25 protein-coding genes are annotated in these 21,696 nt (G+C 39.6%); all 25 read right to left on the bottom strand.

All coding sequences use genetic code 11. The features are described from left to right. Position 1: 1 nt before the first annotated feature. Positions 2-1,120 (bottom strand): Nif3-like dinuclear metal center hexameric protein, encoded by a 1,119-nt coding sequence (locus BAU16_RS00550; protein ID WP_337248002.1) that lies wholly within the window; start codon positions 1,118-1,120, stop codon positions 2-4. Beyond that, entirely contained in the window at positions 1,117-1,821 is a 705-nt protein-coding gene (locus BAU16_RS00555) for a tRNA (adenine(22)-N(1))-methyltransferase (RefSeq protein WP_161526178.1), read from the bottom strand. The genes BAU16_RS00550 and BAU16_RS00555 overlap by 4 nt, the downstream gene beginning before the upstream one ends. Positions 1,822-1,955: 134 nt before the next feature. Beyond that, positions 1,956-2,378, bottom strand: coding sequence for a hypothetical protein (locus BAU16_RS00560; RefSeq protein WP_048605121.1), 423 nt, complete (start codon positions 2,376-2,378; stop codon positions 1,956-1,958). A 15-nt stretch (positions 2,379-2,393) separates the two neighbouring features. Next, positions 2,394-3,317, bottom strand: coding sequence for a primosomal protein DnaI (dnaI, locus tag BAU16_RS00565; RefSeq protein ID WP_048605120.1), 924 nt, complete (start codon positions 3,315-3,317; stop codon positions 2,394-2,396). After that, the gene (locus BAU16_RS00570) at positions 3,317-4,684 is read right to left on the bottom strand and encodes a replication initiation and membrane attachment family protein (protein ID WP_161526179.1); all 1,368 of its coding nucleotides are present in this window, start codon (positions 4,682-4,684) and stop codon (positions 3,317-3,319) included. The genes dnaI and BAU16_RS00570 overlap by 1 nt, the downstream gene beginning before the upstream one ends. Positions 4,685-4,701: 17 nt before the next feature. Then, positions 4,702-5,181 (bottom strand): transcriptional regulator NrdR, encoded by a 480-nt coding sequence (nrdR, locus tag BAU16_RS00575; RefSeq protein ID WP_048605118.1) that lies wholly within the window; start codon positions 5,179-5,181, stop codon positions 4,702-4,704. A gap of 219 nt (positions 5,182-5,400) precedes the next feature. Then, positions 5,401-5,727, bottom strand: a complete 327-nt coding sequence (locus BAU16_RS00580; protein WP_161526180.1) for a CsbD family protein — start codon at positions 5,725-5,727, stop codon at positions 5,401-5,403. Between the two features lie 86 nt (positions 5,728-5,813). Next, complete coding sequence (gene coaE / locus BAU16_RS00585; protein ID WP_137605907.1) at positions 5,814-6,404, bottom strand: dephospho-CoA kinase; 591 nt, start codon at positions 6,402-6,404, stop codon at positions 5,814-5,816. 2 nt (positions 6,405-6,406) lie between these two features. Next, on the bottom strand, positions 6,407-7,237 hold the full coding sequence (gene mutM / locus BAU16_RS00590; RefSeq protein WP_048605115.1) for a DNA-formamidopyrimidine glycosylase: 831 nt from the start codon (positions 7,235-7,237) through the stop codon (positions 6,407-6,409). Positions 7,238-7,250: 13 nt separating this feature from the next. Then, the gene (gene polA / locus BAU16_RS00595; protein ID WP_137605906.1) at positions 7,251-9,890 is read right to left on the bottom strand and encodes a DNA polymerase I; all 2,640 of its coding nucleotides are present in this window, start codon (positions 9,888-9,890) and stop codon (positions 7,251-7,253) included. Between the two features lie 155 nt (positions 9,891-10,045). Beyond that, a complete protein-coding gene (locus tag BAU16_RS00600) occupies positions 10,046-10,735 on the bottom strand; it encodes a Bax inhibitor-1/YccA family protein (RefSeq protein ID WP_137605905.1) in 690 nt (229 codons plus the stop codon). Then, on the bottom strand, positions 10,728-11,192 hold the full coding sequence (locus tag BAU16_RS00605) for a MaoC family dehydratase (RefSeq protein WP_048605112.1): 465 nt from the start codon (positions 11,190-11,192) through the stop codon (positions 10,728-10,730). Before BAU16_RS00605 ends, BAU16_RS00600 begins: the two co-directional genes overlap by 8 nt. A gap of 80 nt (positions 11,193-11,272) precedes the next feature. Next, the gene (locus BAU16_RS00610; protein WP_161526181.1) at positions 11,273-11,443 is read right to left on the bottom strand and encodes a hypothetical protein; all 171 of its coding nucleotides are present in this window, start codon (positions 11,441-11,443) and stop codon (positions 11,273-11,275) included. Positions 11,444-11,527: 84 nt separating this feature from the next. Next, positions 11,528-12,859, bottom strand: a complete 1,332-nt coding sequence (murC, locus tag BAU16_RS00615) for a UDP-N-acetylmuramate--L-alanine ligase (RefSeq protein WP_137605301.1) — start codon at positions 12,857-12,859, stop codon at positions 11,528-11,530. Between the two features lie 136 nt (positions 12,860-12,995). Further along, on the bottom strand, positions 12,996-13,460 hold the full coding sequence (locus BAU16_RS00620; protein WP_137605300.1) for a SprT family protein: 465 nt from the start codon (positions 13,458-13,460) through the stop codon (positions 12,996-12,998). After that, on the bottom strand, positions 13,457-15,640 hold the full coding sequence (locus BAU16_RS00625) for a Tex family protein (protein WP_137605299.1): 2,184 nt from the start codon (positions 15,638-15,640) through the stop codon (positions 13,457-13,459). The genes BAU16_RS00620 and BAU16_RS00625 overlap by 4 nt, the downstream gene beginning before the upstream one ends. A 111-nt stretch (positions 15,641-15,751) precedes the next feature. Further along, on the bottom strand, positions 15,752-16,486 hold the full coding sequence (locus BAU16_RS00630; protein ID WP_048605107.1) for a metallophosphoesterase: 735 nt from the start codon (positions 16,484-16,486) through the stop codon (positions 15,752-15,754). A gap of 313 nt (positions 16,487-16,799) precedes the next feature. Continuing rightward, a complete protein-coding gene (locus BAU16_RS00635; RefSeq protein ID WP_048605106.1) occupies positions 16,800-17,174 on the bottom strand; it encodes a VOC family protein in 375 nt (124 codons plus the stop codon). 12 nt (positions 17,175-17,186) lie between these two features. Continuing rightward, positions 17,187-17,579: a DUF1149 family protein gene (locus BAU16_RS00640; RefSeq protein WP_048605105.1), complete on the bottom strand. Its 393-nt coding sequence runs from the start codon at positions 17,577-17,579 to the stop codon at positions 17,187-17,189. A gap of 68 nt (positions 17,580-17,647) precedes the next feature. Next, positions 17,648-18,679: a SepM family pheromone-processing serine protease gene (locus BAU16_RS00645; protein WP_048605104.1), complete on the bottom strand. Its 1,032-nt coding sequence runs from the start codon at positions 18,677-18,679 to the stop codon at positions 17,648-17,650. After that, positions 18,669-19,163, bottom strand: coding sequence for a pantetheine-phosphate adenylyltransferase (gene coaD, locus BAU16_RS00650; protein WP_048605103.1), 495 nt, complete (start codon positions 19,161-19,163; stop codon positions 18,669-18,671). The genes BAU16_RS00645 and coaD overlap by 11 nt, the downstream gene beginning before the upstream one ends. Before the next feature lies 1 nt (position 19,164). Beyond that, positions 19,165-19,719, bottom strand: a complete 555-nt coding sequence (gene rsmD, locus BAU16_RS00655) for a 16S rRNA (guanine(966)-N(2))-methyltransferase RsmD (RefSeq protein WP_137605297.1) — start codon at positions 19,717-19,719, stop codon at positions 19,165-19,167. A gap of 84 nt (positions 19,720-19,803) precedes the next feature. Next, the gene (locus BAU16_RS00660) at positions 19,804-20,142 is read right to left on the bottom strand and encodes a YlbG family protein (protein ID WP_048605101.1); all 339 of its coding nucleotides are present in this window, start codon (positions 20,140-20,142) and stop codon (positions 19,804-19,806) included. Further along, a complete protein-coding gene (locus BAU16_RS00665) occupies positions 20,132-20,563 on the bottom strand; it encodes a YlbF family regulator (protein WP_137605296.1) in 432 nt (143 codons plus the stop codon). The genes BAU16_RS00660 and BAU16_RS00665 overlap by 11 nt, the downstream gene beginning before the upstream one ends. Further along, complete coding sequence (locus tag BAU16_RS00670; protein ID WP_137605295.1) at positions 20,560-21,678, bottom strand: CAP-associated domain-containing protein; 1,119 nt, start codon at positions 21,676-21,678, stop codon at positions 20,560-20,562. Before BAU16_RS00670 ends, BAU16_RS00665 begins: the two co-directional genes overlap by 4 nt. Positions 21,679-21,696: the final 18 nt, after the last annotated feature.

Raw genomic sequence — 21,696 nt, forward strand, 5'->3', positions numbered from 1 at the left:
CCTATCGAAATTGGAAGGGATTCGTATTTGTCATCGATGGAATACATTCGATGGTCCATTGCTCCTCCGCTTTCCATTCATTCATTTTTTCTATAAATTTGGGAATGCATACACGTTCAATATTATGCCCTGGATCAATGACCGTCAATCCCTTTGCTTGCATGTCGTGGGCAATATGATACGTAACATCACCAGTAATATACACATCGGCGTGTTTTTTCAGTGCATCTTCATAAAACTTTTCTCCACTGCCACCACAAATCGCAATTCGTTGAACCGTTTTATTTGGATCAGCGGTAATCAAGCGCAAGCCTTCTAATTCAAAAACATCTTTTACTCGTTCACACAATTCGTTGATCGTCAAAGGCTTCTCCAGCATCCCCACCCGACCGATTCCATAGGTCATTGGCAGATTGTTTAAAGGTAGGATATCAAAAGCCGGTTCCTCGTAAGGATGAACGATATACATCGCCTGCAAAACAGCAGCTTCTTTTGTTTCAGGAAAAATAACTTCGATTCGTGTTTCCTGAACTTCCTCTTCTTGATTTGCCTGACCAATTGCCGGATGCGCCTCAGCAGTAGGAGTAAAACGTCCTGTACCAGTCATCGAATAACTGGTGTGATGATAATTGCCCTGTTTACCAGCGCCGGCATCACCAAGAGCTTGTCGCATTGCAGCAGCATTTTCTGTCGGTACATAGACCGCTAATTTCTTAAACGGAACTTGATGGGTCTGCGTCATAAAGTCCTCCACATCAATGGCTAACATTTCACAGAACCAATCATTCAAACCACCCCAAATGATATCCATATTGGTATGTGCTGCATAAACGGCAATATCATTTTTTACTAAATCAATATACATTTTTTGCTGAGGATCATCGGTGGTCAAGCGTTTGATTGGTCGAAAAATTGGTGGATGCTTGGCAATCAGCAGATCCACTTTTTTTTCGATGGCTTCTGCGACCACTTCTGGACGCACATCAAGGGTCATCATCACGCGTTGAACCGGTTTTTCCAAGGTTCCCAAATGCAAACCTACCGGATCTCCCGATTCAGCCAGCCATAATGGGCAATACTCTTCAAATCGTTGGATAAAGGTCGTTCCCCAAACGCTCATTGCTCCAAAACCTCCTGAATCCATTGTAGTTGCTGTGTAATTTCCTGAATTTTTTCTTTTGGTAATTCTTCTGCCTGCTTCAACTGAGTCAAGACCCGTTTTCTTTGCTGCATTTCTCGCTGCCATTTTTTTTGAAAGACACTGTTTTTTTCTTTAAGTAAAAAAGGACCAAAGAAAATTTCTTGTTCACTATAAGTTGGTTCTGCTACTGCTTTTTCAGCCACGATCAATTCATAGATTTTTTGATGTTCTTCAATGATTTCCTCATGAATGATCTGGTACTTATTTTTCATCAGCCAAAATCGTAACCCCGGTTCCCCAACATTCGGTTGTAAAATCAGACGTTCCTTTCCAGAAAGCTGCTGGGAAATAAAACCATTTTCAAGAATCGAACGGATCAAAGTTCCTCCCATACCAGCGATAGTAATCGCCGTTATCTGATCTTCTGGCTGGATTGCAGCTAAACCATCCGCCAAACGGACGATGATTTTTTCTGACAGGCCATTTTTTAGTACTTGCTTATGTGCCGATTCATAAGGCCCTTTGACGACTTCTCCCGCCACAGCAAAAGAAATCTTATCTTTCAGCATCAGCGCCACCGGCAGATAGGCATGATCTGAGCCAATATCTGCTAAACGAGCTCCGAGAGGTACTGCTGCACCCACTCGCTGTAAGCGTAAGGATAGTGTTTGCTCGTTCATATAGACCTCCTTTATCTCTAGGTACTTCATTTCTATTAAACATTTTTATTATAACATTGAAAAGAAGAAAAAATCAGTCAACGATAAAAAAACTGAGGCTACCTTTTGGGCAATCCTCAGTTTTTCTGAATCTATTATTGACGAATGGTGACTTGCTCAATGGAATTTCCGGGAATCTGTGGTGGAATCGACATCGTCATGATTGGTATTCCTTGTAACACGACGTCCACAGTGCTTCCCTTTTTCGCATCTGGCATTTTTTCTTCCGGCACGTGCAAAATAACTCCCTCTTGAAAATTCGGTAAAATAGTTTCCGGGTCACTGATGGCTTCCAGCTCTTTCAAAAAAATTCGAACCGTCTGATCCGCAGAATTTTCCTCGATTTCCTCAACGATTTTTCCAGTGAAATGGGTCTTCATCGTTTCTCCTTCTTGTGTGCTGGTAGTTGTTGATTGTGTTGTTTGTTGCGTTTCAGCAGTACTAGGCGCTGCTTGCTTTTGCTCAGTGCAGGCAGCTAATAAAAATAAAGTGCATAAAAGAAAAATAGGGGTCTTCATAACAGGCTCCTTTTCCTAGCCATTTCGGCGATTATTTCCCAACATGATGATTTCTTTTGTCAAATAGCGAATACGTTCCATGATTCGTTTGGCTTTCAGCGGCTCATCTGCATTTTTTGTGATGCTCAGGTGTTTTTCCAAGCCCTCCATTGTTAAGTTGGAGGTAAAAAAGGTTGGGAGTTGTTCTTGCATGCGATATTGCAAAATCACCCCAAAGACTTCATCCCTCGTCCAAGAGGTCATTGAATCTGCCCCAACATCATCTAAGATCAATACATTGGCTTTTTTGACTCGATCAAGTTTTTCATTGACTGTATTATCGGCAATCGCACTTTTAATTTGTGAGGTAAAGGTCGGAAAATGAACCAACGTGGACGTGAAGCCCCGTTTGGCCAGCTCATTTGCCATTGCTCCCAACAAATACGTTTTACCAACACCAAAGTCTCCCGCTAAATACAGCCCCTTATGAAAGGTTTTCGGATTTTCTTCGTAACTGCGGATGAAGCGCATTGTCTCAAAAAGCGCCTCTTCCCGTTCCACCGTTTTATCGAAACTTTTCATCGTTGCATCCCGAATATCTTTAGGAATATCGATCGTACTGATGCGATTTTTGATTTCTTCTATTTTTCTCCGCTCAATCAAGGCTTGTGTCGGCACATAAGTCACATCAACAAAATGAAAATTCAGAGTCAACTGCGGCTCGTAACCGGGAGCAATCATTGTGGGATCGTTAACTTCAAATTTTCGTTTTTCTTGAACGAATTCATAAATTTTTGCGTAACTTTTTTCAATATCTTCTGGGGTCAATTTATCCTTATGCTCGGATAAAAATGCGGTAACATCGGGATCTTTCAGGACAGAATCCATCATTTCGCTGTATTGCGAACGATAATTTCGTCGATTCAGCATTTTATCGATATTTTTTCCAACATCTTCCATTAGTTTTCACCTTCTCCATCATCGAAGTACTCTTTCATCATTCGATCGATCTCGGCTTTTCGTTTTGGATCGCTCGCCGTAGCTTTTGCAGACCAATCCGGCATTTCTTCCCGTTTTTTGACTGTTTGTCCTTGACGAGAATAAGCCGGGGTTGCTTTTTTCTGTAATTTATTTTTCGCAAGTTCCCGCACATGCTTGATAGCATCTTCTGGGGAACGAATGCCTTTTTCAGACCAATCCGTCGCAATTTGATTCGCCAACGCTGGAATCAGCGCACTTTTATTTTGAACAACCAACAAATAATTGATCAAAATATTAATCACACTATTTGGCAAAGGCGATTTTTGCATCAAATCCTGCACCAGCCATTCTTCATTTTTTGCGACAAAACTTTTTTTTGCTTGTTTGATAGCAGTCAAGTATTCCATTGGCGCTAATTCTTCACTTTGTTGGATCATCTCCAAGTCCTTGTCAGAATAGCCTTGTTGCTTCAATGTATTCATTCGACGAACTTGCGGCGTGCTTTCAGGATCAATGGGTGTGGCATTTTTGGCATAAATAATCTGAGCATCTTCAAGAACTGCCTTTTCTAGGGTCTTTTCATTTATCGACCCATCAGAAAGAGAAACCGCCTGCCCCAGTAATTCACTTAATTTTAGTTCATTATAGCCATATAAATCATGGTACAAGGTCAATTTTTGTTTTAATTCATTTGTAAATGCCTCTGAAGCAATAAATTTTTTTTCAGATAAATCCAACAAAAATGCCCAATCCAATTTGGAAGAATCAAGTTGCGGCAGATTTTCATTTGAAGTAGAAAATGTTCCAGATACATGATCCAAAGTAGTTTCCTGTCTTCCAAATTCGGCTTCCGTCCAAGAATAGACCTCTGTAAATTTCTGCGTTACTTCTTGGTAGCCCTCTGTAGAAATCATTTTTGGGCGGAAACGACGGATAAGTTGTTGAAACTTCTGTTCTCCCACCTTGCTTAGCAATAAAAATGCCGTTAACTGTTCTCTGAAAAACGCTTGCGGATGTAAGGGCTCAAACAATTCATACAACAGCATCTTACCAAATTCTGAATCGTCTTTTTGATAGCTTCGCAACAAACCAATACCTTCAAGTTGCTTTCTTGCTTGAAAAAAACGCGGTAGACCAACATCCATGCCATTCAGCAAATCTAAATGAGTCAATTCTTGTTCTTCCGTTGCATCCCCCAACAGACAAAAATACAAACTCATGGCATCGCCGCCGATGATTGGCTGGTATAAATAAACCAATGATTTTTCTCCGTCTTGTGTCAGCGGCAAGGCTTTTTTTGCTTGATAAATATTTTTCGGCTGAACTTCATACCAGGCACTTTCCAAAAAAAGTCCTCCTTTAATTACTCCTCTTTGTGGTCAGAAGCTTTCGCTTTTTCAACGATATCCTGTAACTCCTTAAGAAAAACAGACATATCTTTAAACTGACGGTAAACACTTGCAAAGCGAATATAGGCGATTTCGTCCACATCAACGAGATCCTCCATGACATATTCGCCAATCAAGTTAGTTGATACTTCATTAACGCCCAAACTCCGGACGCGATTTTCCACATGGTCGACGATTTCTTCCATTTGTTCCATTGCAACTGGACGTTTTTCCGCCGAACGGATCAATCCACGTAAAATTTTATCTCGGCTGAATTCTTCCCGTTCGCCATTTTTCTTAATCACTAAAAGGGGTGCTGCTTCAATTCGTTCAAAAGTCGTGAAACGGAACCCGCAGTTTTCACATTCTCTACGGCGGCGAATGGTTCGCCCTTCATCTGTTTGACGACTATCAATAACACGGGAGCTGTTATGGTGACATTTTGGACAACGCATGATTCCACCTCATTATTCTTTAAATTTTTAGCTAAAGTCTACAATTTATCGACTTATTTCTTGGTTAATTATAACATGAAATCCTTTCAACGGTGGGAGTTTGACTTGAAATTTCACAGAAATCAATCGATTTGATAGAATTTTTAGTTTTTACCAATTTTTTTGGACAGATTAAAAAAAAATCTTACTAGTCAATGACTAATAAGATTTTCGATAAACTTAGAGTTTTTCCTCAATTCCGGTATAATGTTTCAAGCGTTCTTCTTCCAAACGATCTTTATTTTTCAAGTCTTCCTCCGTTGGGACAGCGTGTTCTTTCAGGTCACGACCCACTTGATCTTTGGTACCATCCTGAATGTTCGCTTGTTTTTCATCATGAAGATTTTCAAGTTCTTCAATTCTTTTTTTTCGCTGCTCAAGATTTTTTTCGGCATCTTCTTTTTGACTTTTTCCTTCTTCTGAAAGTTCTTCATTCTTTGTTAATTCGCCAAATTTTTCCTTTGCGCCGCCTACCAATTTATCTTTTTCATCTTTGATCGTTCCCATGCGTCCTTCCTCCTTTTGTTCCTATCTAAAGTGTAACAAAATTCAGTAAAATGAACAAAATTTTTGAACGAAACTGACGAAATGACTCAAATGAATTGATTTTGCCTCAACCAATCCTCAACGATTTTTTTTGTTTGTTGTCGAGTTCCTTGATTATCAAATACGATATCTGCCCGATTTCTTTTTTCGTCGATAGGCATTTGACTGCGGATACGCTGCATAGCGCTCTCTTGAGAGAAGTTATCCCGTTCCATCAAACGCTGGACCTGCAAGGACTCGGGAAGATAAACAACAGCGACCTGATCCACATATTGATCGTAATACCCTTCAAATAATAGCGGAATATCAGCGATAACTAAGGGTGCCTCCGCCTCCTGTAATTGCCGTAAAATTTCCGAGCGAATAAATGGATTTAATACCTGATTCAACAAGTTTAATTTTGCTTCCTCTTGAAAAACGATTCTTCCAAGTTTTTTACGATCCAAGGTTCCTTCTTCAGTAAGAATTTCCTTCCCAAAGGCTCCGACGATTGCTGCTAAACCAGGACTATTAGGAACCACGACCTCCCGTGCAATTAGATCACCATCAATGATAGGAAAACCATGGGCGCGAAAAATATCAACTACCGTGCTTTTACCAGTGGCGATTCCACCGGTAACACCAAGAATTTTTTTCATTTCTACACCTTCAATTTCTGACAGGTTGGACAAATATGCGTACCCCGTTGAGCGACTTTTAACTTTACGATTGGGGTGCCACATCGAGGACAAGGCTTACCAGTTTGACCATAAACGTTTAATGAAAGCTGAAATTTCCCTGCTTCCCCTAGTGCGTTCAAGTAAGTTCGAATCGTTGTGCCCCCAGCAGCAACTGCTTTGGATAAAACTTCAATGATTGCTTGTCGCAACTTTTTTACTTCTTTATCCGTCAATGTATTTGCTGGCTGTTCAGGATGGATTTTAGCTTGCCACAAAGCTTCATCGACATAAATATTTCCCAAACCGGTAACCAATCGCTGATCCAAAAGTAATGGTTTGATCGCTTTATGGGATTTTTTTAGTTGTTCTGTAAAACCTGCCAACGTGAACGTTTCCGGTAAAGGTTCTGGTCCTAATCGTAGAATTCCTTTATAAGTTTCGCTTTGATTTTTCCCCACCAGCGCCATACGTCCAAATTTACGAACATCATGATAGTGTAATTGTGTTCCGTCTGAAAAATGAAAAATCACATGGGTGTGCTTATCCACAATCGGATTCGATTCAAAAAATTCATACTTTCCTTCCATCCGTAAATGGGAAATCAAATCAAAATCTGTTAATTTAAAAATCAAATATTTGCCGCGACGCTGAATATCTTCAATCGTCTGCCCCTTTACTAGCTCTTGAAACGTGGGAACTTCCGGGGCTTCGATGATTTTGGTCCAACGAACGTCTACATTATCGATTCTTTTTCCTTTAACTAAATGAACTAAGCCTTTTCTAACTGTTTCTACTTCTGGTAATTCTGGCAACTTTCTTCACCTTCTATTTTGCATCGTACCAAGTGGTACCCCAACTGCTATCGGTAATCAGCGGCACACTCAACGCAACTGCTGACTCCATGACTTCCTTGACTAGCTGATCAAGAGTCTCCAACTCGGTCTCCGGTACTTCAAATACCAATTCATCGTGTACTTGCAACAGCATAACTGCTTCAAGTTTTTCTTTTTTCATTCGCTTATCTAATTCGATCATCGCAATTTTTAAAATATCGGCAGCACTGCCTTGGATTGGTGTATTAATGGCAGTCCGTTCAGCAAAAGAGCGCAGATTAAAATTCCGAGCATTGATATCCGGCAGATATCGACGGCGATGATAAAGGGTTTCAACAAAGCCCTTGTCTTTTGCATCACGAACGATATCTTCCATGTATTGTTTCACACCAGGATATTTTTCAAAATACGTATCGATGTATTGTTGCGCTTCTTTTCGAGAAATTCCCAGATTTTGTGAAAGTCCATAATCAGAAATTCCATAAACAATCCCAAAATTGACAGCTTTGGCTTGACGTCGCATATTTGGTGTCACGTCTTCGGCTTTTTCGATCCCAAAAACCCGCATCGCGGTACTGGCATGAATATCCTGTCCTTCAATAAACGCTTCTTTTAAATGAGTGTCATCGGAAATATGCGCCAATACCCGCAACTCGATTTGTGAATAATCGGAAGAATAAATCAACCAGTCTTTTTTTCGAGGGACAAACGCTTGGCGAATCTTCCGTCCTTCTTCTAAACGAATCGGGATATTTTGCAAATTAGGATCTACAGAACTTAATCGCCCCGTCTGAGTCAAAGTTTGCACATAGCGGGTATGAATTTTCTCGTCGCCTTGAATCACTTTCAGCAAGCCTTCCACATAGGTAGACTGGATTTTGGCGATTTGACGGTAATTTAAAATGTCCTCTACAATTGGTGCTTGTTCTCGCAATTGTTCCAGTACATCCACCGCTGTAGAATAGCCGGTTTTTGTTTTCTTGATAACTGGCAAGCCCATATTTTCAAAAAGAATCACGCCTAATTGTTTCGGCGAATTAATATTGAAGGTTGTTCCTGCTTCCTGATAGATTTTTTCTTCAATTTCCTGTAGACGACGAGAAAATTCACCTTTCATTGTATGCAGACGAGTAGCATCCACTTTGATTCCAGCAATTTCCATTTCTGCCAAAATTTTTGAAAGAGGCAATTCCATTTGATAGAACAACTCACTCTGATTTTTTTCTGTCAATTCCTGGTCTAATTTTTCACTCAACCAATGAATTGCTTTGACCTTCCGAGATAAATGGGCATAGAAAAGTTCTTCCTCTTCCGGTAGTCCTTTTTTTGCACCCTTTCCATAAACTGTTTCATCTGATTGAATATCGGTATAGTCATAATGGGCTGCTACACCAGCGATATCATTGTTATTGTCATTGGTATCTAAAAGATAGGCGGCCAACAAGACATCAAAAGTGATTCCTTGTGGACGGGTCACATAGCGCTTTAATGCCACATACGTCCGTTTTGCATCATAGACTTTCTTTTGATTTTCTGCCAGTAACCATTTTTTGAAAAAAGGATTTTCAAAAATTTCTTCGTTACTAGTGACATAAATTTGTTTTTTTGATCCCCAAGCAACACCAACGATATCTTCTAAATGGTAGTTTTCTCCCAACATTTCAACATAAAGTGCCATATCTTCAGCAAACATGTCCTCGGTAAATTGATCAACGACATTAAAATGAATATCTTCCATTTCATGCGTATCAACAACATTCAGCTTATCTAAGAAAGATTTAAAATTCATTTCCTTGAAAAAAGGAACCAACTTATCTAAATCTTTTCCGTGATATTCCAACGAATCAATCGAAACATCGACCGGGGCGTTGACATTAATGGTTGCCAAACGTTTTGACAAAAAGGCCTGCTCCTGATCATTGATCAGATTTTCTTTCATTTTGCTTTTTTTCAAGCTGTCGATATTTTCATAAACACCTTCAACTGATCCGTATTCCTTCAACAATTTAATCGCAGTTTTTTCACCGATTTTCGTCACTCCGGGGATATTATCTGCGGTATCACCGGCTAACCCCTTCATATCGATGATTTGTTTCGGTTCTAATCCATCATATTTTTCTGCGATATGTTCTGGTGTATAGTTTTCGATTTCACTGACACCTTTGACAGTAATGGCAACTTTGATATCGTTTGTTGCTAATTGGGTCAAATCCCGATCTCCTGATAAAATGACCACATCAAATTCATTCTTGTCTACTTGGGTTGCCAATGTGCCAATAATATCGTCTGCTTCATAATTTTCCAATTCATAATGCTGTACCCCTAATCCACTGATCAGTTCTCGAATATAAGGCATTTGTTCCCGAAATTCCCCTGGTGTTTTTGATCGTCCCGCTTTGTATTCCGGATAGATTTCGGTTCGAAAGGTTGTCTTGCCCGCATCAAATGCTACCAATACGTGTGTCGGTTTTTCTTTTGACATAACATTTTCAAACATTGTATTGAAGGCATAGATTGCATTTGTATGTAACCCATTGTTATTTGTAAAACGTTCCAATGAATTGTGCAAGGCAAAAAACGCGCGAAAAGCCACGCTGTTTCCATCTACTAATAAGAGTTTCTTTTTAGCCATTTTTGTTAGCTCCTCTTCTAAAAAAGTTCTTCTTTATTCTAACAAAGATATCCTTTGATTGCATTGTTTTGAGCTGATAATCCCAATTTCTGCGTGAAAAAAAAGAACAAAATCAAAGTCGATTTTGTCCTTTTGTCTGTTAAGTGTATTGAGGGTTAGTCGTTTCTTCCGAAAATACGGACCAACGCCAAAAACATGTTCATAAAATCAAGATATAGTTGCAACGCTACAAAGGCAGCAACACCAGTATTCTCGCCTTGTGTTTCACTGTAAAATCTGCGAATCATTTGATTGTCGTAGGCTGTTAATCCAGCAAAAATGATTACCGTCATGATTGACAGCAAGAAATCTGCACCAGCACTATGGAAAAAGAAACCATTCATCAAGGAAACCCCGATGATTCCCCAAACACCAATAATAGCCACGCGACCAACAACGCTTAAATCTTTTTTAATGAAGATTCCAATCAATGCGGCACCGGTAAACGTAACCGCTGCGGCAGCAAATGCTTGAACGATCGTTCCGACATTGTAGGTCATCAAAGTAATGGATAATGTGATTCCCATTAACAGAGAAAAAACAATGTAACCGGCAATCGTCAAGGAAGGATTCTTTTTCGCCTTTCTTCCTAAGACCACAACTAAAATCATTTGAATAATCCATAGACCCATAAAACCTAATGGAAAATTGTTGACAAAGTTCAACGTTTCATATTGAAACACGGTAGAACATAAATAAGAAGCAACACTGCTAAGACCAAGTCCCGCAGCAAAAAACAAATATACTTTCGAATAGAAGCGGTTCAACCCACTTGCTTCGGCAACTGAATGGTTCATATTATTCATTTTCTTCACTACTTTCTTGTAAAATTGGCGGCTGTACCATAACGACAGCATCTAATACCCGATTTTCTTCTGTATTCGTAGCTTCTACTGAAATCGTCACAACATCTTTCATTTTATCTACCTTGATAACTTCAAATTCAAAAGTTAAGGTTTCATAATGATAGACTGGTTCAATGAAATTCACGGAAAAGTTCACCACGTGAGAACCCGGACCAGGTAAATGTTTTGAGATTGCACTAGTGATGATACCCATCAACATAACAGATGGTACGATCGGACGTTGATACTCAGTATGAGAAGCAAAATCATGCTGTATATATAAAGGATTCGAATCATTCGTTAACCCTAAATATAAAAGCAACTGATTATCCTCTAGCGATTCTGTTAAGGATAACGAATCACCCTCCTCGATTTCTTCGATGGTCTTCCCAAGTTTTTTCGGTTTGTTTATCTGCAAAATGTCGTTCCTCCAACTACCATTTTTAATAATCTAATTCTATCAGAACCCGCCAAAAGTGCAAGTTTTTGCGATAGAAATTAAGGAATCAAAAGATATCCCTGATTTTTTTGTTTCAATACACGACCATTAGTGAAAAAATAAAAGAATTTAATTGTGGCAAATTTATCCAGACACCCCAATTTCAACAAATACAGCAAGACTTTTCGAAGGTTTCTTCCATAATAAATCAAAGGGGACTTTCGTTTCATTCGACGCCCCTCACTGGCCATAGCCAATGACGGTTGTAAAAAAACCACCTAGAAATTTTTCTAAGTGGTTTTTATCATTAAAAATTACAGAACATTCCGTGTCGTGTTGCTCAATAATTTTTCATAAGCATATTCAAATTTTTGAACGTCACCGGCACCCATAAAAATAACTACTGCATTTTCATAGTCAAGTAGGGGCGAAACATTTTCCTCTTTGATTACTTGTCCGCCTTTTTGGATTTTGTCTCCTAAATCTTCAATCTTGACATTGCCTTTCGTTTCCCGTGCAGAGCCAAAAATGTCACATAAATAAACATGGTCAGCTAAATCCAAGGCTTCTGCGAATTCATCCATTAAAGCAATCGTTCGTGTGAAGGTATGGGGTTGGAAAACGGCAATGATTTCTTTGTCTGGGTATTTTTGACGAGCACCGTCGATCGTTGCTTTAATTTCAGCAGGATGATGCGCATAATCGTCTACAATGGTCATATCAGCAACTTTTTTTTCACTGAACCGGCGCTTAACACCTTGGAAAGAAAGCATTTCATCTGCAACCTCTTGCATATCAATTCCTTCCAAATAAGAGATACCAATTACACCTAGTGCATTGAAAATATTGTGTTGTCCAAAAGCCGGCAATTCAAAATGTCCGATAAATTTGTCTTGGATGTAAACATCAAACTCTGATCCTTTTGTTGTCCGTTGGATATTTCGCGCTTGAATGTCGTCGTTTTCATTAACCCCATAGTAATAAATAGGCACATCTGCTTCCAATTTCCGCAGATATGGATCATCACCAAAAGCGAAAATACCTTTTTTCACTTGGCTAGCCATCGTTTGAAATGCGGAGTATACATCCTCAATACTCTTGAAATAATCAGGATGATCAAAATCGATATTCGTCATAATTGCATAATCAGGTGCATAGGCTAAGAAATGCCGACGATATTCACAGGCTTCAAACGAGAAAAATTCTGCATTCGGTACACCGTGTCCAGTTCCATCACCAATCAAATAACTGGTTGGACGAACACCACTCAACACATGAGCCAACAAACCGGTAGTACTGGTTTTCCCGTGGGAACCGGTGACTGCGATACTGGTATAATCTTGAATGAAACGCCCGATGAAATCATGATAACGAATCACTTCAAGACCTAATTCTTTTGCCCGAACAATTTCTTCGTGGGTATCAGGAAAAGCATTTCCGGCAATCACAATCATGCCTTCTTGAATGTTATCTGCACTAAATGGTAGTAATTTGATATGATTTTTTTCTAAATCTCTTTGTGTAAAGAAATATTCTTCCACATCGGAGCCTTGTACGCGATAGCCTTTTTCAAAAAGGACCAATGCAAGAGAACTCATGCCTGAACCTTTGATTCCAACAAAATGATACAATTTATCGTTTTTCATTTATTCTATATCCTCTTTTCTCGATTTGCCTCTGCTCGATAGAGTATTCTTCTTTCATACATTGACACGACCATCATTATCTAACAAATCCTCCAAAATTTCAACGAGTTTATCCGAATTTAATGAATCGTCAAACTCACGACACACTTTCTAAAGGCTGGACATCTGTTTGTAGCAATTGTAATTTTCCTCTACAACGGCCGCAAACATAACGTTGGGTATTGATTTTTCGCTGTCTTTTTATCTTTTGTCCGCATTGTTGACACTGATACGTCAACTGTTTTCCAACTGTCGCTGGGGCATAACGACTGCCACCGGTTTCTGCCAATAATTTTTTAAAATCTTGATCTTTATGGCGATACCCTTTATTTTGCAAATGCAAATGGTAGTGACACAACTCATGTTTGATGATTCCCACGATAGCTGACTTATCCGCTGACAAAAACATTTTTTCATTGAAATCTAAATGATGATCTGACAAGTGATACCGTCCGCCGGTTGTTCGCAAGCGAGTGTTAAAAAGCGCACGATGAAGAAACGGACGATGGAAACTTTCTAAGGAAATTTTTTCCACTAACTGTTGTAATTCTTCTTGGGTCATTTTGATTTTCCAGGATCAAGCATCGTCAAACTGATGCGTCCTTTTTTTAAATCTACTTGTTCAATCCAAACCGTAACAATATCTCCCACTGCAACCACATCTTTGGGATGTTTCACGAATTGATTGCTTAGTTTGGAAATATGAACCAGTCCATCTTGCTTCACACCGATATCGACAAAAGCACCAAAATCAATTACGTTCCGAACGGTCCCTTTTAATTCCATTCCCGGTTGCAGATCTTCCATCGTCAACACATCTTTTCGTAGCAATGGTGCTGGCATTTCGTCTCGCATATCCCGTCCCGGTTGCAACAATGCCGCTAAAATATCCTTCAAGGTTTCCTTACCGGCATCAATTTTCCCATTCAAATCATTGACCGATACTTTTGAAAGCCGTTCTTTAGCAGCTTCCGTTCCTAATTCTCCAAGGGATACATCCAGCAGAGCAAGAATTTCTTTGGCAACCCCATAGCTTTCTGGGTGAATGCCTGTATTATCCAAAATATTTTTGCCATTTGGAATGCGTAAAAATCCGATAGCTTGTTCAAAGGCTTTTGGTCCTAAGCGAGGAACTTTTTTTAATTGTGTTCGTTGAGTGAACGCCCCATTTTCTTCACGATAGGTGAAAATATTTTGTGCAGTCGTTTTATTCAGTCCGGAAACGTGTTGCAACAACTGTGGGCTGGCAGTATTCACATCTACTCCTACTTGGTTAACAGCTGTTTCAACAACAAAATCCAATTGTTCAGCCAAACGTTTTTGTGAAACATCATGTTGATATTGCCCGACACCCACCGCTTTGGGGTCAATCTTCACTAATTCAGCAAGCGGATCTTGCAATCGACGTCCAATACTGATTGCGCTGCGTTCTTCTACCTGCAAATGAGGAAATTCTCCCCGAGCAATATCGCTGGCAGAATAAACAGAGGCTCCGGCTTCATTTACAATGACGTAAAAAACTTCCCGAGAGACTGTTTTTAATTGCTCGGCGACAAACTGCTCAGACTCACGACTGGCAGTTCCATTTCCAATCGCAACCATGTCCACCTGATATTTTTCAATCAAACGAATAAAAGCAGGACCGGCAGCTTTGCGTTTTTCCTGATTGGCTGGTTTATGAGGATAAATCACTTCAATTGCCAACACTTTTCCTGTGGCATCTAAAACCGCCAACTTGCACCCAGTTCGATAGGCAGGGTCAAAACCAAGCACGACTTTCCCCTTCAAAGGTGACTGTAATAGCAAGTTTCTCAAATTTTCACCAAAAATATGAATTGCCTGCTCATCCGCTTTTTCCGTCAATTCATTACGAATTTCCCGCTCGATTGCTGGACCGATAAACCGTTTATACGCATCTTGATAGGCTTCTGTAACAAAAGGAGTCGCCACTGAACGGCTATCTTTAATTAGTTGCCGTTGAAGATAGTCAAAAATTGTTTGCTCATCCACGACTAGCGAAACTTTTAAAATATCTTCTTTCTCTCCTCGATTCGTGGCTAAAATCCGATGTGAAACGATTTTACTGATGGGCTCAGCAAAATCATAATACATTTCATAAACTCCTTTTTCATCCTTCTCCTGATCCTTCACACTGCTGGTGTAGCTTCCTTTATTAAAAGTAAACGAACGAATCCAGGTACGGAATTTTGCTTCATCACCAAATTGTTCTGCCAAAATTTCATGGGCACCGGCTAAAGCTTCCTCCCCAGTAGTGATTTCATTTTCGCCTACGAATTCTAATGCTTTTTGAAAAACATCTTCCTTTAACGGAAATGTCAGTAGCCATTCTGCCAACGGTGCAAGACCCCGTTCTTTGGCAATCGTTGCTTTGGTTCGGCGTTTTTGTTTATAGGGACGATAGAGATCCTCCACTTGCTGCATCTTGGTTGCCTGCGTGATAGCTTGGGTCAATTCCGGCGTTAATTTTTCTTGTTCATCAATCAAACGCAGAACTTCTTTTTTCCGTTTTTCAATCGTTTCTAAATAATTATACCGTTCTTCGATTTCACGAATTTGAACTTCATCAAGATTCCCGGTTGCTTCTTTTCGATAGCGTGCAATAAAAGGAACCGTGTTGCCTTCATGCAGCAAAGTCAAAACCTTTGTCTGCTGTGCTTTCGTATATTGTGTCAATTCTTTTTGTAATAAAAGAAGGATTTCTTGATTCATCATCTCTGCCATTTTATTTCTACATTCCTTTCCTTTTACTGAGTTATTTTACCACAAAAAAAGAGTTGCAGCAGTCAAATCTACAACTCAAACCCTCTCGGTATGTCCTGTTGATGGGAAAAATTAAAAATCCGGTTGCCAAGGTCCTCGCAGATTTTGATACTCGATATCTTGCAGAATACCTTTTTCATCAAATACCACACCGTGAACGGAACCGCCAAAAACTGCTCCCCCATCAATGCCGATTTTATTATCTGATAGCCACAAATCAGTCGTCTGCATATCGCCATGAAGCATTGGTGTAATTGTATGACCAAAGACGATGGTTTTCCCTGTATTGTTTTTTCCCTCATGAAAAGGTTCCCTGATCCAAATAAAATCATGGTCACTGGTATCATGCCAATCTTTTTTTGTTAAATCGACACCGGCATGTACAAAAATATACTTTTTCCACTCATAATACAAAGGACGCTCGATTAAAAAAGCAACTAATTCTGAGTAGCGGCTGCGAATCATCATCGCAATCTCGGTAGGAGAATATTCCTCCGTGGCGCCTTTATGCAGCAGACTTTCCATCGTTTCTTTGCCACCATTTCGAAGATACGCTTGAAACCAATCTTCTGGGTGAACCAAAAATTGCAAAAAATATTCTTCGTGATTCCCCCGCAAATAAATGGCTCCATATTTTTCAACCAGTTCTTTCCCTAATAAGAAGCACTCCTTAGAATGAGGTCCTCGGTCGTTCAAATCCCCAATCAGCACCAACTGATGCAATGTCGGGTCAAAATTTGCCACTTCTTTAACAAATAAATCATATTCTCCATGAATATCGCTGATGGCAAACACGTAAGGTTTCATCTTCATCGCTTCTTTCTTTTTCTTTAGTATAACAAATTCGCAAAAATAGTAAAAAAATTACCCATTTTTAGTTTTATCGGTTCTTAACAAAAAGTAAAAATCATTGCGGAACATTCTCTTTCCTTGATAAACAGGTATACTAAAAGAAGAATGGAAGCGAGGAATTGCGTGAATCGACTAAAACAGACATTCCAACGTGTGACAAAAGAATTAAAAGAAGCCGTAGCGACTGGTGCGATTGCAACGGACCAAGCAGGATTTTCTAAAAAATGAAAAAGGACCCGTTCCTTGTGAACAGCTCCTTTTTCATTTTTTAGTTTAGTTCACTGACAGCATAATAATTTTCATCATTGTCAGCAAAGTTAAAGACTAATCGTTCTTCGAGTTGAACCATTTCGCCTACTGTGACACCTAATCCCTGCATTTTTTTATACAATGAAAGAACGTCTTTGGCAAAAAACATAATTGACGGTGTGTTGGAAGCAACTTCCGGTGAATGCTGCATAATGAATTCTCGATCATACAACACAAACCGCGCTTGCGCATTTTCAGAAGAGGCAATTTCAACTACTGCTGTTCCATCAACTTCTTGGCGATCAACAACAACAAAATCCAAGGCTTCCCAAAATTTTACCGAAGCATCGACATCTGTTACATACAGCATAATCTGCATTTCTGTACTAAACATTTTTCTTTCCCCCTACTGTTCCGTTTCAGGTTCTGATTTAAAATTCAATTTGATACCCGGTTCATCCGTTGTAATCTCCGTTACTTCGTAGGTCAAGCGCTTCACGATATCAAACAAAGGAGCGACCAATTCATCGATTTCTGCTTTTGTGACATCTTCTTGTGCTTTGATTTGACGGTTGATCACATGATTGATTTGACTTACTCTTCCTGCAAGAATAAAGGCATCAAACACAAGACGAAATTCCAATCTTGCACCCAAAATACTGTTGGTCTTAGGATAATTCGGTTCACTTGCTTCCAATGGGGCAAAGCCCACCTTTAATTCAGTTTGATATTCTTTGTCAGGAACACGTTGATCATAATGATACGCTTCCACGACAGGTTTTTGTCTTTGGATTTCCAAACGATTCACTCTCCTTCAAAAAAATTATAGCATATTCTGCAGTCCACGTGTCTTTTTCCGCTAAAAAGTTAGTCAGCCAAAGATTCCAAATAATCCAAGGCATCCTGAACATTTTTCACTGGAACGATTTTCATTTTTGTCTTCAGTTTTTTAGCCGCTGCTTTAGCTTCTTCATAGTTTGATTTTAGTTTTGGCTCATCTGATACATCATCATCCGGTGCAAAAAAGATTTCGGCACCGCTCTTGCTGGCACTGGCAACTTTTTTATCAATCCCACCAATACGACCAACTTCTCCTGTAGTGCTGATGGTGCCGGTTCCGGCGATTTCTTTTCCTTGTCGCAGATTTTTATCTGTCAATTGTTCATAAATTTCCAAAGTGAACATTAAGCCAGCGGAAGGCCCTCCGATATTGTCTAAATCAAAGTTGATTTTTTCCTGACTGGAAACTTCGGTATGATCTGTCAACGTGATACCAATTCCTGGTTTACCAGTCGTGGGTAACTTCATCAGTTTTCCTTCTGCTGTTTTTTCTTTGCCATCCTGCAAATAGGTAACCTGCATTTTTTGTCCGATTTTTTGATTTTGAACATATTTCATAAATTCTTCACTGCTTTTAAACGACTGACCATCCGCTGCCGTAACCGTATCACCGATTCCAATTTTTCCGTAAAAATCGGAATTTTTTTCGACACCCAATACATAAACACCTTTATAGCTCATCGTATAGTCTTTGTCTGCTAATTTTAAAGCCTGTTCGATTGCAGTATTTTGTGAGGATTCCATATAAAAAGCTTGAATTCGATTGTACTCATCATCTGTGGCTCCCCCAAGCAATTCCTTTTCACTGACCAAATCTTCAAAATCTGTAAGCTTGGCTTTAATCATCCGAAAAACTGTGGCTTGTCGAATTCCTACTGAGGTTAAGGAAAAGGAACCAGATGCCTCGTCTTCTTTACCATTGACAGTAATCAATTCCTTCAAATCAATCGTAGCTCCCGGCGCTTCCACATAATACGATGTAGGAATAATTGCACAGGCGGCAAGGATTAAGGCAGCCAACAACAGGAGGAGTCGTTTTAACGATACTTTATTTTTCACTAGAATCACGCTTCTTTACAATTTCTTGGTATACATTTGGTGGAAAATATTTTTGAACATCGCCACCAAAATGCAAAACCTCTTTTAAAAGACTGGAGCTAACGTGACTGTATTCCGGACTGGCCAATAAAAAGACCGTTTCGATTTCTGGTGCAAGATGGTGGTTCATCATCTGAATATCTTTTTCATATTCGTAATCTTTCACACTTCGAACCCCACGCAATAAAAAGTTGGCCCCTAATTTTTTTGCCGTCACAACTGTCAATTCTGTTTCCTGAGCAATGACTCGAACATTTTCTAAGTGAGCAACGCTTTTTTCAATCAGTCGTTTTCGTTCCTCTGATGTAAAAAAACTTTTTTTATTCGTGTTGACAAAAATGCCGATGATCAGTTCATCAAAAAGTTTGGCGCCCCGTTCAATGGTTTCTAAATGACCATTAGTAAACGGATCAAAACTTCCGGGAAATAATGCAATTTTCTTCATTTTAGACCTCTTCTCGATAAATCGTGATTTCAGTGATGCCATAGGTTTGGCGGCGAACGGCGGATAAGCGGCCGATTTGCTCTGGTAAAGAAACCTCTTTTGCTGTTTCGCAAACGATTCTGGCATTTTTTTTCAATAGCCCACCTGCCAGTAGTCCTTCAATGTCTTTGATGATTTCTTGTTTGGCATACGGCGGATCAAGAAAGACCAAATCAAACGTCTGTCCTTGTTTTTGCAGCTCATTGATAGCTGCTTTTGCCTCCATTTTTAAGGTATAAAATTTTTCTTCCTGTTTCGTCAAAGCAATATTTTCTTTGATGACCTTCATCGCAGAAAAGCTGCGATCCACACAGACTGCCTGTTCCATCCCACGAGAAATGGCTTCAATTGCCAAACCGCCGCTTCCTGCAAACAAATCCAAACAGTTTCCCCCATCAAAATATGGACCAATCATATTGAAAATCGATTCTTTGATTTTATCAGTCGTTGGCCGCGTATTGGCTCCTTCCAAACTTTTCAGCCGGCGACCGCGAAATTCTCCTGAAATTACACGCATCTGCTTTCCTCCAGTAAAAACTTTTCTTCAATTATACACAAAAAAGGTTGGCTTCCAAACCAATGGACCCCAACCCGTTTTCTATCAAACATTTTCAGCCAAGCGGATTTTTGTATTGATTTCTTCGTCATAATCCTCTGCTTGGTAAGCAGCCCTTGTTCCAATTTTGTCAGCAAAATTCATTTCAATATCTGGACGATAGGAAGGCTCAACTGAACGGACAAAGTGTAATCGTTCGATTTTTTCTTTCATTTCTCCAAAGTTTTCTTCATTGAGATAAATCACGACATATTTCATTTTACGGGAGACATAATGCACAAATCCCAGTCTTTTTAAATTTTTTAATTGTCGCAAACTGTAAACCCAAACCACCAATCCTCGTCGTTTGATCAATTCAAAGTTTGCTGTTGTATCAACTTGCATGACAACTTCCTCCACAACCGGAGTGTCCGCCCGTTTCAAAAAACGGATTTCCGGCATCAACTTTTATTTCATCAGAAATCGTTTGCGCAATCGTCAAACCGATTTCATCTAACAGTTCTTGCAAATCAGTTTCTGCCAAACGAAAATCTGCCACCGTTTCATTTAAATCCAGTGCTCGTTTTGCTTTACGTACCGATCTCTGTTTTTCCCGATAATCAGGTGCAAAATTTCCATAAGAAGCAATTTGCTCAAACTGATTTTTTTTTGCCTCAAAGACTGATTTTAACTGCATAGCAGCAGAGTCATTATAAAGGTTTTCTCGTTTCTGCCGATAAGTCGCAAAAACCGCAGAAGATTTCACCATATCCAGTACTGCTGTCAGCTGATCTTCTATTTTGAAAAAGTGATCATCATAAATCATTGTTCTTCACTTTCCTCTACCTTGGTTTCTCGTTCCTGTAATAAGACTACCATATTTTCTTTTGAAATGGCAACGGCTATTCCTTCAGAATCATCACGGAAAAATTTGGTATGTAAATATGGATCACTATAATAGGTCAATAACTGAAAGGTTGGATCATACACGGGAAATTCCATAACCCCTTGCGCTTTTTCGATTTTATGTTCTTGCAGTATTTTGCCCCACTCCTCTGAACTCAAAAAGAAGGGTTGGAGATTTCTTTTTTCTTTTACATCCTCAAAAATTGCCAATCGTTCCTCATTAAGAAATTCCTGTGGCGTTTCTAAAAAGTCTTTTAAAAGTTTTTCTGAAGACTGTTGCAAGTCAAAATCTGACTGATACTCCGGCAGTTGATCCATTCCTCGTAAAAGATTCAACAGCACGAAGGAATTTTCTGATTTTGCGTGATCGATTGGTGCCCAATCATCTGCTTCTTCCACGAAACTCGGCAGATTTCCATCAACGACTTGATAAGGAGCAAGCTTTAACAACGTTTCTTCATCGACAAAAGCGGCTGCAAATAATTTGCTATTTGCCTGATCAAAAAATAAAACTGCGAAACTGCCGTTATCAAAAGCAATTAATGGGCGATAATTCATATCCTCTTCCATCAGTTCCAAAGAAATCGATTCTTTTTGATACTCCAATAAAAAATTAGGGTAAATCATTGTTAATTGAGAAAGCTCACTCATGGTCATCCCCATAGCAAAAGGTTCTAGATTTTTTGCCGCTGTACCGGTGGTTTTGACCATCGTGATTTTTCCGTTTTTGCTGTTTACTTCAAGATATTCTTCCTCCAGCGTCGGATAGAGACTGACTGTTTCCCCATACCCCGAAGAATAGGATTTGATAGGTGTACCAAATTGTTGGTTGAAGGCTTTCACCGTCATGCCAATCGACGTTGCATATCCCTGTGCTTTAATGGGTTCATAATTCATAGTGGTCGGAATCCCGTCCACTGAAGTCGTCACCGATTGTCGAGGTTTTGACGGACTTTGGGGAAAGAAAACAGGCTGCAGATAAACAACCGATAAAGCCAGCAGAAACAACCCGATAAATAATCCCCCTCGCTTCACGCCAAAACCTCCTTCTCG

The sequence above is a fragment of the Enterococcus sp. JM9B genome (assembly GCF_009933265.1).
In the GTDB taxonomy this organism is placed as follows: Bacteria; Bacillota; Bacilli; order Lactobacillales; family Enterococcaceae; genus Enterococcus_C; species Enterococcus_C songbeiensis.

Excerpts from the sequence above, each read along its gene's own strand:
- BAU16_RS00635 (WP_048605106.1), bottom strand. The coding sequence starts at position 17,174 with ATGTTTAGTACAGAAATGCAGATTATGCTGTATGTAACAGATGTCGAT.
- coaD (WP_048605103.1), bottom strand. The coding sequence starts at position 19,163 with ATGAAGAAAATTGCATTATTTCCCGGAAGTTTTGATCCGTTTACTAAT.
- BAU16_RS00620 (WP_137605300.1), bottom strand. The coding sequence starts at position 13,460 with ATGACCCAAGAAGAATTACAACAGTTAGTGGAAAAAATTTCCTTAGAA.
- BAU16_RS00610 (WP_161526181.1), bottom strand. The coding sequence starts at position 11,443 with ATGAAACGAAAGTCCCCTTTGATTTATTATGGAAGAAACCTTCGAAAA.
- coaE (WP_137605907.1), bottom strand. The coding sequence starts at position 6,404 with ATGAAAAAAATTCTTGGTGTTACCGGTGGAATCGCCACTGGTAAAAGC.
- BAU16_RS00555 (WP_161526178.1), bottom strand. The coding sequence starts at position 1,821 with ATGAACGAGCAAACACTATCCTTACGCTTACAGCGAGTGGGTGCAGCA.
- polA (WP_137605906.1), bottom strand. The coding sequence starts at position 9,890 with ATGGCTAAAAAGAAACTCTTATTAGTAGATGGAAACAGCGTGGCTTTT.
- BAU16_RS00625 (WP_137605299.1), bottom strand. The coding sequence starts at position 15,640 with ATGGCAGAGATGATGAATCAAGAAATCCTTCTTTTATTACAAAAAGAA.
- murC (WP_137605301.1), bottom strand. The coding sequence starts at position 12,859 with ATGAAAAACGATAAATTGTATCATTTTGTTGGAATCAAAGGTTCAGGC.
- BAU16_RS00550 (WP_337248002.1), bottom strand. The coding sequence starts at position 1,120 with ATGAGCGTTTGGGGAACGACCTTTATCCAACGATTTGAAGAGTATTGC.
- BAU16_RS00665 (WP_137605296.1), bottom strand. The coding sequence starts at position 20,563 with ATGATTTATGATGATCACTTTTTCAAAATAGAAGATCAGCTGACAGCA.
- BAU16_RS00560 (WP_048605121.1), bottom strand. The coding sequence starts at position 2,378 with ATGAAGACCCCTATTTTTCTTTTATGCACTTTATTTTTATTAGCTGCC.
- nrdR (WP_048605118.1), bottom strand. The coding sequence starts at position 5,181 with ATGCGTTGTCCAAAATGTCACCATAACAGCTCCCGTGTTATTGATAGT.
- BAU16_RS00630 (WP_048605107.1), bottom strand. The coding sequence starts at position 16,486 with ATGAAACCTTACGTGTTTGCCATCAGCGATATTCATGGAGAATATGAT.
- BAU16_RS00580 (WP_161526180.1), bottom strand. The coding sequence starts at position 5,727 with ATGGGAACGATCAAAGATGAAAAAGATAAATTGGTAGGCGGCGCAAAG.
- BAU16_RS00600 (WP_137605905.1), bottom strand. The coding sequence starts at position 10,735 with ATGAATAATATGAACCATTCAGTTGCCGAAGCAAGTGGGTTGAACCGC.
- dnaI (WP_048605120.1), bottom strand. The coding sequence starts at position 3,317 with ATGGAAGATGTTGGAAAAAATATCGATAAAATGCTGAATCGACGAAAT.
- rsmD (WP_137605297.1), bottom strand. The coding sequence starts at position 19,719 with ATGCGTGTAATTTCAGGAGAATTTCGCGGTCGCCGGCTGAAAAGTTTG.
- BAU16_RS00660 (WP_048605101.1), bottom strand. The coding sequence starts at position 20,142 with ATGCAAGTTGATACAACAGCAAACTTTGAATTGATCAAACGACGAGGA.